General features: G+C 55.2%; 13 protein-coding genes. 12 read left to right on the top strand and 1 reads right to left on the bottom strand.

What is annotated here, in order from left to right; all coding sequences use genetic code 11:
• Positions 1 to 126 precede the first annotated feature (126 nt).
• The 12 genes from gatC (at position 127) to ACKGJP_RS30210 (ending at position 12,028) form a co-directional block, all read left to right on the top strand.
• A complete protein-coding gene (gene gatC, locus ACKGJP_RS30265) occupies positions 127 to 414 on the top strand; it encodes an Asp-tRNA(Asn)/Glu-tRNA(Gln) amidotransferase subunit GatC (protein ID WP_409342473.1) in 288 nt (95 codons plus the stop codon).
• A 26-nt stretch (positions 415 to 440) separates the two neighbouring features.
• Complete coding sequence (gene gatA, locus ACKGJP_RS30260; RefSeq protein WP_409342472.1) at positions 441 to 1,898, top strand: Asp-tRNA(Asn)/Glu-tRNA(Gln) amidotransferase subunit GatA; 1,458 nt, start codon at positions 441 to 443, stop codon at positions 1,896 to 1,898.
• A gap of 17 nt (positions 1,899 to 1,915) precedes the next feature.
• Positions 1,916 to 3,361, top strand: a complete 1,446-nt coding sequence (gatB, locus tag ACKGJP_RS30255) for an Asp-tRNA(Asn)/Glu-tRNA(Gln) amidotransferase subunit GatB (protein ID WP_409342471.1) — start codon at positions 1,916 to 1,918, stop codon at positions 3,359 to 3,361.
• 185 nt (positions 3,362 to 3,546) lie between these two features.
• Positions 3,547 to 5,127, top strand: coding sequence for a stalk domain-containing protein (locus ACKGJP_RS30250; RefSeq protein WP_409342470.1), 1,581 nt, complete (start codon positions 3,547 to 3,549; stop codon positions 5,125 to 5,127).
• A gap of 126 nt (positions 5,128 to 5,253) precedes the next feature.
• Positions 5,254 to 5,946, top strand: a complete 693-nt coding sequence (locus ACKGJP_RS30245) for an MgtC/SapB family protein (protein WP_409342469.1) — start codon at positions 5,254 to 5,256, stop codon at positions 5,944 to 5,946.
• 94 nt (positions 5,947 to 6,040) lie between these two features.
• Positions 6,041 to 6,475 (top strand): NUDIX hydrolase, encoded by a 435-nt coding sequence (locus ACKGJP_RS30240; protein WP_409342468.1) that lies wholly within the window; start codon positions 6,041 to 6,043, stop codon positions 6,473 to 6,475.
• A 59-nt stretch (positions 6,476 to 6,534) separates the two neighbouring features.
• Complete coding sequence (locus ACKGJP_RS30235; protein WP_409342467.1) at positions 6,535 to 7,140, top strand: RNA polymerase sigma factor; 606 nt, start codon at positions 6,535 to 6,537, stop codon at positions 7,138 to 7,140.
• Positions 7,088 to 7,564: an anti-sigma factor family protein gene (locus ACKGJP_RS30230; RefSeq protein ID WP_409342466.1), complete on the top strand. Its 477-nt coding sequence runs from the start codon at positions 7,088 to 7,090 to the stop codon at positions 7,562 to 7,564. The genes ACKGJP_RS30235 and ACKGJP_RS30230 overlap by 53 nt, the downstream gene beginning before the upstream one ends.
• 26 nt (positions 7,565 to 7,590) lie before the next feature.
• Positions 7,591 to 8,208 (top strand): hypothetical protein, encoded by a 618-nt coding sequence (locus ACKGJP_RS30225; RefSeq protein ID WP_409342465.1) that lies wholly within the window; start codon positions 7,591 to 7,593, stop codon positions 8,206 to 8,208.
• A 17-nt stretch (positions 8,209 to 8,225) separates the two neighbouring features.
• Positions 8,226 to 9,392 carry a DUF4097 family beta strand repeat-containing protein gene (locus tag ACKGJP_RS30220; protein ID WP_409342464.1) on the top strand — a complete coding sequence of 389 codons (1,167 nt, stop codon included), beginning with the start codon at positions 8,226 to 8,228 and terminating at the stop codon, positions 9,390 to 9,392.
• Positions 9,393 to 9,622: 230 nt separating this feature from the next.
• Positions 9,623 to 10,072 carry a peroxide-responsive transcriptional repressor PerR gene (gene perR / locus ACKGJP_RS30215; RefSeq protein WP_409347292.1) on the top strand — a complete coding sequence of 150 codons (450 nt, stop codon included), beginning with the start codon at positions 9,623 to 9,625 and terminating at the stop codon, positions 10,070 to 10,072.
• A gap of 207 nt (positions 10,073 to 10,279) precedes the next feature.
• Positions 10,280 to 12,028 (top strand): glycosyl hydrolase family 18 protein, encoded by a 1,749-nt coding sequence (locus tag ACKGJP_RS30210; protein WP_409342463.1) that lies wholly within the window; start codon positions 10,280 to 10,282, stop codon positions 12,026 to 12,028.
• Between the two features lie 55 nt (positions 12,029 to 12,083).
• Here the strand turns inward: ACKGJP_RS30210 and ACKGJP_RS30205 are convergent, their stop codons facing one another.
• Complete coding sequence (locus tag ACKGJP_RS30205; protein WP_409342462.1) at positions 12,084 to 12,452, bottom strand: YgzB family protein; 369 nt, start codon at positions 12,450 to 12,452, stop codon at positions 12,084 to 12,086.
• Positions 12,453 to 12,475 lie beyond the last annotated feature (23 nt).

Raw genomic sequence — 12,475 nt, 5'->3', positions numbered from 1 at the left:
CGCATAGGGCGCTGTGCAGGATTCGCGCGCAATTTGCTTGTTTTTGTCCGAGCATAACCGATATAATGAATAAAGCGTTTTTTGGCGAAAAAGACCGTTGGATCAATAGAAAGAGGTGTCTTTCCGATGAGTATTACCATTAAAGACGTCGAGCATGTCGCCAATCTGGCGCGGCTTGAGCTGGCGGAAGAAGAAAAGCAGATGCTTACCGAGCAGTTGAACGAGATCTTGAAATATGCGGACCAGCTGAACGAGCTCGATACCGATGGCGTCGAAGCGACGAGTCATGCGATGCTTCTGTCGAACGTCATGCGCGAAGACGAAGTGCGTGCGTCGCTTTCGATCGAACAGGTGATGCTGAACGCGCCGGATGAAGAAGAAGGGCAAATCAAAGTGCCTGCGGTACTGGAATAATCGAATCGTAAAGGAGGTTGCTCAGATTGTCGTTGTTTGAGCTGAAATTACAAGACGTACATAAGCGGCTGGCCCAAAAGGAGCTAACCGTTTCCGAGCTGGTCGATCAATCGTACCGCCGCATTAACGAAGTGGACGGTAAAGTGAAGGCGTTCCTGACGCTGAACGAGGAGAATGCCAAAGCTGCCGCGAAGCAGATGGACGAGCAGCTGCAGCAAGGCGGCGAACGCGGCCTGTTGTTCGGGCTGCCTGCCGGCATCAAGGACAATATTGCAACCGAGGGCTTGCTGACCACCTGCGCGAGCCAATTCCTTTCCAACTATAAAGCGATCTACGACGCTACCGTCATGAAGAAGCTGAAGTCGGCGCAAGCCGTTACGATCGGCAAGCTGAACATGGACGAATTCGCGATGGGCGGCTCCAATGAAAACTCCGGCTTCCACCCTACGTACAATCCGTGGAACACGGAGTACGTTCCGGGCGGTTCGAGCGGTGGCTCCGCGGCGGCGGTTGCCGCCGGCGAAGTCTATTTCGCGCTCGGCTCCGATACCGGCGGCTCCATTCGGCAGCCGGCGGCTTATTGCGGCGTAGTCGGCATGAAGCCGACTTACGGCCTCGTTTCGCGTTTCGGCCTTGTAGCGTTTGCTTCGTCGCTGGACCAGATCGGACCGCTGACCAAGAACGTCGAAGACGCCGCTTACGTGCTGCAGGCGATCGCCGGGCACGATCCTCAAGATTCGACATCGGCAAAAGTCGAAATTCCGGATTACATCAGCGCGCTTTCCGGTGACGTGAAAGGGCTGCGCATCGCCGTGCCGAAGGAGTACATCGGCAAGGGCGTGGATCCGCGCGTGAAGGAATCCGTCATGTCCGCCTTGAAGGTGCTGGAAGGACTCGGCGCGACGTGGGAGGAAGTATCGCTCCCGCACACGGAATATGCGGTAGCCGCTTACTACCTGCTTGCCTCTTCCGAGGCGTCCTCGAACCTGGCGCGGTTCGACGGGGTGCGTTACGGCGTTCGGACGGCTAATGCGACGAACCTTATCGAGCTGTACCGCAAATCCCGCAGCGAAGGGTTCGGTCCCGAAGTGAAGCGCCGGATCATGCTCGGCACGTACGCGCTCAGCTCCGGCTATTATGACGCTTACTATTTGAAGGCGCAGAAGGTGCGTACTTTGATCAAGCAAGATTTCGATCAAGTTTTTGCGAACTATGACGTCATCATCGGGCCGACGGCACCGACGCCGGCATTCAAAATCGGCGAGCAGGTGGACAACCCGCTGACGATGTATTTAAACGATATTTTAACGATCCCCGTCAATCTGGCGGGAATCCCGGCAATCAGCGTACCATGCGGCCTTGTAGACGGCATGCCGGTCGGATTGCAGATTATCGGCATGGCGCTTGGCGAAGCTACCGTTCTGCGTACCGCTCACGCATTCGAGCAGAACACCGAATTTCATAAGCTTCGGCCGCAATTGTAGGGAGGTGGCAGCGGATCATGACACAAACGAAACGCAAATACGAAACCGTCGTCGGGCTCGAGGTACACGTCGAGCTGCATACGAAGTCCAAAATCTTTTGCGGCTGCTCCACCGAATTCGGAGCGCCGCCTAATACGCATACATGCCCGGTTTGCCTCGGCCATCCCGGCGTGCTGCCGGTATTGAACAAGCAAGCGGTCGAATATGCGATGAAAGCCGCAATGGCGCTGAACTGCCAAGTGGCGACGACCACGAAGTTCGACCGCAAAAACTACTTTTATCCCGATTCGCCGAAGGCGTACCAGATTTCCCAGTACGATAAACCGATCGGCGAGCACGGCTGGATCGACATCGAAGTGAACGGCGAGACGAAGCGGATCGGCATTACCCGCCTCCATCTCGAGGAGGACGCCGGCAAGCTCACTCACGTGGACGGCGGATACGCGTCGCTGGTCGACTTCAACCGCGTCGGTACCCCGCTTATCGAGATCGTATCCGAGCCGGATATCCGGACGCCCGAGGAAGCGAAGGCATATCTGGAGAAGCTGAAGGCGATCATGGAATACTGCGACGTATCGGATGTGAAGATGGAGCAGGGCTCGCTTCGCTGCGACGCCAACATCAGCATTCGTCCATGGGAGCAAGCGGAGTTCGGCACGCGGGCCGAGCTCAAGAACATGAACTCCTTCCGCGGCGTGCAGCGCGGACTCGAATACGAGGAGGAGCGCCAAGCGGACGTGCTCGATTCGGGCGGGAAGGTCGTGCAGGAGACGCGCCGCTGGGACGAAGCGCAGGGCAAAACGATTTCGATGCGCGGCAAAGAAGAAGCGCATGATTACCGGTACTTCCCGGATCCGGATCTGGTCTCGGTGTTCATCGACGACGAATGGAAAACCCGCATCCAAGCGTCCATCCCGGAGCTGCCGGATGCGCGCCGCACGCGCTACATCAGCGAGTACGGGCTGCCTGAGTACGATGCGGGCGTATTGACGTCATCGAAGAAAATAGCCGACCTGTTCGAAGAAGCGCTCCAGTATACGAAGGATGCCAAAGCGGCATCGAACTGGATCATGGGCGATTTGCTCGGTTTCCTCAACCAGAACGGCCTGGAGCTTGCCGACGTGAAGCTGACCGGCCAAGGTTTGGGCGAAATGATCGCGCTCATCGAGAAAGGCACGATCAGCGGCAAAATCGCCAAAACCGTCTTTAAAGCGATGATCGAAACCGGCAAGGCGCCGCAGACGATCGTCGAGGAGCAAGGGCTCGTCCAAATCAGCGACGAAGGCGCGATAATGGCGGTTATCGAGCAGGTTGTCGCGAACAACCCGCAATCGGTTGCCGACTTCAAGGCCGGCAAGGATAAAGCCGTCGGCTTCCTCGTCGGACAAGTCATGAAAGAAATGAAAGGCAAAGCAAATCCGGGATTGGCCAACAAGCTGATTCTCGAATGCCTGAACCGCTAAACGACTGCCGGCGTCTTTTGACGCCGGCGTTTACCGTAGGCGGAGAGCGGCACCCGCGGATTTACTTTCCGATATGCGAATGAAAAACCGGCGATTGCCGGTTTTTTCATTTTTAACAAATAGAAGGAATTTCCCCTCCGTGTGGCGAATCGTCTACGGCAATACGCGGAGAGGGTGGGAATAACTTGAAGAGTCGTTTCATGAAATGGAGCGCGGCAGTTTTGTTCGCGATATGCCTTCCGTTTTGGAGCGGCACGCCGGGTGTTCTGGCTGAAGAAGCGAAGTCGGCACCGGAAGATACGGCTGTTACGATTACGATCGACGGCAAGCGGCAAACATTCGATCAACCGGCCGTTATTGTCGAAGGAACGACGATGGTGCCGATGCGCGGCATTTTTGAAGCGTTGGGAGCTAAAATCGACTGGGATAACGAAACCCGCACCGTTACGGCGCTTAAGACGTATACGCAAATCAAGCTGACGATAGGCTTTCCGGTAGCATTCATCAGCGGGGAGCCGGTCGCGCTTGCCCAAGCGCCGGTCATTTTGCAGGACAGCACGATGGTGCCGGCGCGTTTTATCGGCGAGTCTCTCGGCGCGGCCGTGACCTGGGACAACGCCACGCGAACCGTTGCGATTGCGACCGGGCCTTCCATAGCCAAGCCGAAGCCGCGCAAGCCGCTCGACGTCAAGGAAATAGTTGTTTCGCCTGCGGCCGAGCCGCCATCCGGGCAGCGGCAGACGTGGCATTCGGCCAAAGCCGGTCCATTGCCTCTAGATGCAATGACTGCACGGGAATGGAAAACCTTTTCCACAGCGAACTATGAGGTGTATTACGCCGCACAGGAGGAAAGCGTGTTTGCGATCGCGCAGCATTTGGATGCGATTTATCGTCAGGTGACGGAATCGCTCGATCGTAAGCTTTCCTACAAAATTCCTCTGGTCTTCCTCGGCAAGGAAGACTATGAGAAGGCCGTCACGCTTGCTTGGTCCGAAGGAGAATGGAACGTGCAGAAGCGAACGATGCTGATCAAGCAGGATGAGGCGTCGATGGAGCGGCTGCTTTTGACGGCGCTGCATGAAACGGTTCACGCCGTTACGCTGTCGTCGGACGCGTCCAAGGACAAAACGTATCCGTACTGGTTTATGGAAGGGGCGGCTACCTATCACGAGCTGGATGCTCCGTTCTACGCGGCGATGCGCGAGAAGGAAATTTACGAGGCGCTCGCTGCCGGCAAACTGATGACATGGGACGAGCTGTCCCAATCGGCGGACAAATGGAGCGATGTCGAGCTCGGCTATGCGCTTTCCCAGTCGATTTACGCCTATTTGGCCGAACGGTACGGGGAGCCTGCGATCGCCTCCGTGTTTTATACGCACGGGATTTTCGGGGAGCAGCTTCGTTTGATTACGAATCATACGCTCAAGGAGCTCGAGGACCGGTGGGCCGACGATTGGAAGCGGAAAGCCGCCGCAAACGAACCGTATCCGGGTATTTATTACGGGAAGGACTGGAAGTACGTCGGAGACTTGCGGCAAGGGAAGTTCGAAGGATTCGGCCGGTATTACCAAGCCGGCAAGCTCGTTTACGAAGGCGCGTTCAGGGACGGCAAGGTAGAAGGTCAAGGCACGCTATATTACGACAGCGGCTCGCGTTACGTCGGTACGCTGCGCGACGGCAAGCCTGACGGTCAAGGAACCGTATACGACGAACGCGGCAACGTTAAGTACAACGGGTTGTTTAAGGACAACGCGTTTATCCAGTAGTAAGCCGGGCGGGGATTAAGTATTGACCCTCTGGAAAATCGTGCTACAATAAGATCATTTATAAGATAACGCTATCATTCCTTTCCAAAAAGATGCGCAAAGGGTGGAGTAAAAGGGGGAACAAGCATGAGCCCTTGGGAAATCGATCCGCTGCATTTAACGCTGCGGCTGGCGCTAGCCTTGCTGCTGGGCGGCTTGATCGGCTTCGAACGGGAACGTCACAGCCATGCGGCGGGATTTCGAACGAATATTTTGGTTTGTCTAGGATCGACGCTGATCATGCTGCTGTCGATGTACGGCTTTTCTGCATTCGTCGACGAATACAACGTGCGGATGGACCCGGCGCGGCTCGCAGCGCAAGTTCTCCCTGGAATCGGCTTCTTGGGCGCGGGAACCATTTTGCGGAACGGCCTGACGGTGACCGGCCTGACGACCTCGGCTACCCTGCTGGTCGTTGCGGCAATCGGCTTGTCGGTCGGAGCGGGCTTTTACTACGCCGCCATCTTATCGACGTTCATGGTGCTGCTCAGCTTATATGTGCTTAACATCGTCGAGAAAAAGTATTTCCGAGACAAGCGGGTGTACGCCATTAAAATCCGTACGGCCAATCAGGCGGGGACGCTAGGGCGCATTTCCGGCTTGCTGGAGGAGAAAGGCGTCGATGTCCGCAAGCTGTCGATGGAGGAAGAGCAGAAGGAAGACGGCAGCAATCTCGTTTACGTCACGCTCTCGGTTAAAATTCCGAAGCCGAGCGTGCTGGTTCCGCTTATCGAAGGAATTGAACGGCTGAACGGCATTACCGGCGTTTCGGTAGAGTAGCCTTAAGCCGGGGTATCATACGTTTAACCGGAGCCTTCTCTTTGCGATAGCGAAGAGGAGGCTTTTCAATAGCGCGGAAAGGAGGATTCTCGGGATGATCATAAAAAAACGTGCGCAGGCCATTCTCATCGAGCGGGGGCGCCTGCTCATGGTGCGCCACTTCGATACGACGATCGGCGAGCAGTATTGGTGCTTGCCCGGAGGCGGGATCGAACAGGGCGAGCAGCCGGAGCAAGCGGTTGTCCGCGAGCTGCAGGAGGAAACGGGGCTGACCGTGCGCATCGCGGCTCATTTGGGCGAGCAGCATTTTGCCGGCGTCAGTCAAGGATATGCAGGAACGGTGACCTTCGTCGTAGAAGCGGTGGGGGGGACGTTAACGCTAGGTTACGATCCGGAGCATGCGGATTGGGACGTCAAGTTTTTGCAGGAGGTGGCTTGGCTCCCGATCGACGGACCGCTGCTGGACAAGCTGGAGCGATATTTTTTCAAAAAATATCGAAATGATTTGAAGGGTTGCTTGAGAAAATAACGTCTAATCAGGTATACGACAAAAAAATCAATACTCGGGGGAGACGGGACGGTGAAACGATGGATCATTTGACGGATGAAGAACTGGCGGAAGCGGTTCGTCAAGGCCGTCAAGACGCTTACCGGGTACTCGTCGACCGGCATCGATCGTATGTGTTTACGCTTATCCTGCGCATGGTGGACCAGCGCGAGACTGCGGAGGATTTGTCGCAGGAAGTGTTCTTGAAGCTGTACCGGACGCTTCTCCATTATCGCGGGGAAGCGAAGTTTACGACATGGTTGTACCGGCTGACCGTCAATCTCGTGCAGGACTACCGTCGGTCGCAGCGGCGAAAGCCGCTGGAGGCGGTGCTGGACCGGGTACGCAACTGGTTCGGCGACCGCTCCGCGGAACCCGAGCAGCAGGTCGTCCGGCAAGAAGAGCAGGATGACATGCAGGCGCTTCTCGCCTCGCTTCCCGACAAGTACCGGATCATCATGCACCTGTATCATTATAAGCAGCTGTCGTACCAGGAAATCGCCGACATTATGCAGATCCCGGTCAAAACGGTGGAAACCCGCCTGTACCGGGGCAAAACGATGCTAAAGCAAAAATGGATCGAGGTGAACGGGCATGAATCGGAAGCACCCGAGCGAGCGCGAGCTTCAGCAGTTCGCAAACCGTAGCTGCGACGAGGTTCAGCGGCACAGAGTCCGCAAGCATGTGGAAACCTGCGAGCCGTGCAGACGGATTGCGGATGGTTACCTGGAGCTGGATAAGCGGCTAGAAGAGATGGAGGATGAGCTGCCGTCGCCGGCATTTACGGATAACGTCATGGCGGCTTTGGCCTCGGAACGGCTCCGGGAAGAGCAAGGGAGGCAAGAGCAAAGTGTCGCAAGTCGAAAGAGAACGTCTGTTCCCATTCGCTACTGGCGTCCCGAGCTGACGAATTTATTCGCTGCGGCCGCCGCGACCTATTTGTTCATTCATTTGGGTATTTTACAGCAGATCGTCACCCTGGACACCGGTCTTCTCGAGAGCGGATTGCGGGGGAAGGTTGAAATCGTGATTGGATTTGTAGACAAAGTGACCGTTCAAATGCGTCATTAATGCGCCAATAGATGGAGGAATGTGCAATGGAAGGAAACCATGATTTTCAGAGCGAGACCAAGAAGAAGGACGATTTCTTAGAGGAACGCATGAAGCAGTTCCCTATGCCGCCTTATCCGAATGTTCCGTTCGTTGCGCCGCCGCGCAAAAGCAAGGCGCTCACGGGATTGTTCGCCTTTCTGTTCCCAGGCATCGGCCATTTCTATTTGGGTCTCATGCAAAAGGGGCTTGTCGTCATGCTGCTGTTCATTCTGAACGTCGCGGCGATCCCGACGGTAGTCATCAGCATGGAGGGGGATAATTTCATCCCGCTTGTCGTGCTGATCAGTTGTCTTCTGCCGGTCGTCTATTTTTACAACGTTTTCGATGCGCTGCAGCTTGCGGATAAGGTGAATGCGCGTGCGAGAATGGTGCAGTCGGGCGAGCTTCCGCCGGAAGCGTGGGGGACGGATCCTTTAAATGGCGCGGATCGTCCGAATCGTCTCGGCCTTGTGCTGATCGGAGCGGGAGTCGTTTTCTTCCTGCTGTTTAACAGACCCGCTTGGTTCAGCGAGCTGTTCCGGATGAACGGTTCTTATATAGGGGCTGCCATTTTGATCGGAGCGGGCATCGTTCTGTTCGTCATGGAATCGCGCAAAAAATAACGGTTAGGAGAATGGCTATGTTGAAAGTAGGGAGATATACGGCTGCGGCGCTGATGGTGCTGGTAGGCGTGCTTCTGCTGATCGACCAGACGACGGGCAGCTCGCTGCTCGGGAAAGTCGTCGGTTGGTGGCCGGCTGTGCTTATCGCGCTTGGCGTCGAGTATATGCTGTTCAGCTTTATTTATCATAAGGGGGAGCGTCAGCTCAAGCTGGATCTGGGCGGCGTGCTGATCGCCGTCATTATTTCCGCCATTGTCATCGGCACGACGCAGGTCGGCAAATTTTCATTCGATTGGTTCAACGTGATTTCGAACGGCGGACAAAAGTTCGAGAAGGGCGTGACGAGCATCCCGATCGCCTCCGGTACGGAACAGATCGAGCTCGATAATGCGAACGGTCCTATCGTGATCAAGACGGGCGCGGTAGACAAGATTCAAGTAGAAACGACGGTTTGGGTCGACCTGTCTGACACCGCGGAAGCGGAACGCATCGCCGACAATTCGAAGATCGAATTCAAGGAAGGCAGTAAGCTTTCCATAGAAGCAAAAGGCGAATCCTACAGCGGCAAGCTGGGCGTCAGAAGAACGCCGAAAATGGAGCTTGTCGTAACGGTGCCGGAGACCGGCAAATACGATTACGATGTGGAGACGCGCAACGGCAGGCTCGAAGCGAGCCGCCTTACGGCCCTAAGCAAGCTGAAGCTGCAAACGACGAACGGCACGCTCACGCTCACCGACATTGTCGGCAGCACGGAGGCGCGGACGACGAACGGTTCCGTTAACGCCGCCAACATCAAGGGAGACACGCAGCTTGTATCTACGAACGGCTCCATGGATATCAGCCGAATCGAAGGAAAGTTGAAGGCGGAAACGACGAATGCCAAAATTCAGCTCGATGAAGCGAGCGATCAAGTTACCGCCGTCACGACGAACGGCAAAATCGAGGCGAAGAGCGGTACGATGGGCGGCAATTGGGAGCTGCGTACGACGAATTCGAAGGTGGAGGTTAAAGTTCCGTCATCAGGAAGCTTCACGGTCGACGGCGCTACGACGAACAGCTCCATCGATTCGGATCTGCCGCTGACCAAGGATAAGAACAGCATCGAAGGCAAAATCGGATCGGGCCAATTCAAGCTGCTGATCCGTTCGAGCAACGGACACATCGCGGTGAACAAAATCGATTGATCCCGATTTCCTGGCATCGTTTCAAGGCTCCCGAATAGGAATAAGATGGGAGCCTTGAGCGGTCTGCCTGGCGGCGGAAAGCGTCATTTCCGGAGGTTTGACAGAGCGACTCTCTTCTTACGCTGCAGCCGGCTTCGCGTTATGGGGGGATGTTTCATTGACAAAACGAACATTTCAAACGTACAATGAGAATAACTCGCAAGTACGCCGAATAGGCGAGCATAAGAATGATGGTGGTGATAACTTTGGGAGCCCGGTTTGAACAAGCGCTGGATAAGCTGAAGTCGACGGGAGTGCGAATGACTCCGCAGCGGCATGCCATACTTTCCTATTTGTTGGATACGACTTCGCATCCGACAGCCGACGAGATTTATCGGGCATTGGAAGGTCGTTTCCCTAGCATGAGCGTAGCGACCGTGTACAACAACCTGAAGGTATTTATCGAATCCGGACTTGTGCGTGAAATGACCTACGGAGACAGCTCCAGCCGGTTTGATGCGGACATGTCGGAGCATTACCACGCCCAATGCGAAAGCTGCGGCGTAATCGTCGACTTTAACTATCCGAAGCTGCATGATGTGGAACATATAGCGGCGGAGGAAACGGGCTTTGTCGTACGCGGCCACCGGCTCGAGGTATATGGGCTTTGCCGGGATTGCGCAAGCACGATTAAGCATTAGTCAAACGTCAAACGAACTTTCCATAATCGAACAATTGTAAAAGATTGCGAGATTTGTCGTAAAATATAGTATAATAGGACGTATCGGCGCGCGATGCAGCGCGATGCGTCTTTTTTTATGCCCGTAGGGTCGATATGGCCCTAATTTTCCCTTATTCCGCAACATTCGCGCGTTTTGGCGCGTCAATACAAATAAAGGAAGTGAATTATGGAACCGGCAGCAACGAATGCCGAGCCTCGCGGCCGCAAGCCGAGAAGGGTCGTCCCGCTACTTGTCATCCTGTTTTTGATTGCCATGATCGGCGGTGCCGGTTACGGATATTGGCACTTTTACTGGCCGAATTCGATGCACCAGACGCCTGACTTCGACGGCTCCAAAAAGCCTGTTTTTTACCGCGGCGAAATGCTGAGGCTGCCTGCTGCAGGCGAGAAAGAATCGTTGAAGCTGCCGATCGACGTCTATAAGGACTTGATAGATCCTAACATTCGCTACGAGGAACAGAGCCAGTCGGTTATCATCACGACGCAGGACAAGGTCGTGCGGCTCAAAACAAGCCAGCTCACCGGACTCGTCAACGAGAAGCCGTTTACGCTCCGTTTTCCCGTAGAGAAGATCGATAATACGACATATGTGCCCGTTGATCCTCTATTAACCTATTACAAGCTGGAGATTCGGGAGTCCGCCGAAACCGGAGCCGTCATTCTTCACAAAGCGGGCGACGTTATCCAGTGGGGCAAAGCGGCCGCTTCGGCGAACAAGCCGGATAAGCTGCGCGCGATGCGTACGGAGCCTACCGTCAAAGCGCCGATAGCCGCCGACGTCAAGCAAGGCGAGGCGGTCATGCTGCTTGCGGACGAGAAGGATTGGTATAAGATTCAGCTGGCGAACGGGTACATCGGCTACATGAAGAAAAGCGAAGTGTCGCTCGATCGCGTCGAGACCATTCCGGTCCAAGAACGGAAGGAACCGAAGGCGCCATGGAAGCCGCTGGGCGGCAAAATCAATTTGACTTGGCAGCAGGTTTACAACAAAAATCCCGATACGTCCAAAATCGGCGCCATGCCGGGCCTGAACGTCATCAGCCCGCAGTGGTTCCATCTGGCCGACGGCGAGGGCAACTTGAAAAATAACGGCGACGCCGCTTTCGTCAAATGGGCGCATGCGCAGGGCTACCAGCTATGGGCTCTATTCTCGAACGGCTTCGAGCCGAAGCAGACGTCCGAGGCGCTCTCCACTTATGACAAGCGGATCAAAATGATCAAGCAGCTTGTCAGCTTCGCGCAAATGTATCAGATCGACGGCATCAACATCGACTTCGAGAACGTCTATCTGAAGGATAAAGCGAATGTCGTTCAGTTCGTACGCGAACTGACGCCTTTCCTGCACGAGCAGGGGCTGGTCGTGTCGATCGACGTAACGGTGAAAGACGGGTCGGAGGTGTATTCCCTCTTCATGGACCGGCGCGCCGTCGGCGAGGTGGTCGATTATATGATGGTCATGACGTACGACGAGCACTGGGCTTCCAGTCAGAAAGCCGGACCCGTCGCATCGCTGTCCTGGGTGGAGAAGGGCATTACGCAAATCATGAAGGAAGACGACGTCCCCGCATCCAAGCTGCTGCTAGGCGTTCCTTTTTACTCGCGCGTATGGACCGAGGAAACGAAGGACGGCAAAACGAAGGTCAGCTCCAAGGCCGTCGGGATGGACGTCATTCAGAAAACGATCAAAGACAAAAATCTTACGCCGACGTACGATCAGGAAGCCGGCAACAATTACGTGGAGTATAAAGAAGACGGCAAAACGATCAAAATCTGGATCGAAGACGCGGTTTCCATGAAGAGCAGGGCCGAGCTTGTCAAAAAGCACGATCTTGCCGGCATCGCCTCCTGGAGCCGGACATTCGAAACGCCCGATATTTGGAACGTAATCAAGGAAACCCTCGAGAAGAGGCCGTAACGCAAAAGCACCCGACAAGCGAGTTCATCGCGAGCGGGTGCTTTTTTTGAATGGCTTACTGTGAGGAATGCTGCGTCGCAGCCTCCGCCGTTTCTTTCGGCGCATGTGTCGGATCGAGCGTCAAAATCGTTTTGCAGAACATGCAGCGGTCGGTTTTGCCGAGCAGCTTCGTCGTTTTGCCGCATTCCGGGCATTCCAGCACGACTGCGCTCGTCGAGAGCATGCCTGCCCAGAAATAAACGGCCATGCTTGCAAATACGCTAATGAGCCCGAGGACAAGAAATATAGCGGCGATGACGCGACCGAACGTGCCCCACTCGAACACGATACCGGCCATGCCCAGTACCATAATCAGCAGGCCGAACATCGTCAGCAATAGGCCCCAAAGCCGAAATTCATTGACTTTACTTGATTTAAATAACATCCGTTTCCTCTTCTTCCATCAGA

This window comes from Paenibacillus litoralis, assembly GCF_046244365.1.
Lineage (GTDB): Bacteria > Bacillota > Bacilli > Paenibacillales > NBRC-103111 > Paenibacillus_V.
The sequence above is the reverse complement of the archived record's forward strand: the minus strand, read 5'-3'. Positions and strand labels throughout refer to the sequence as shown.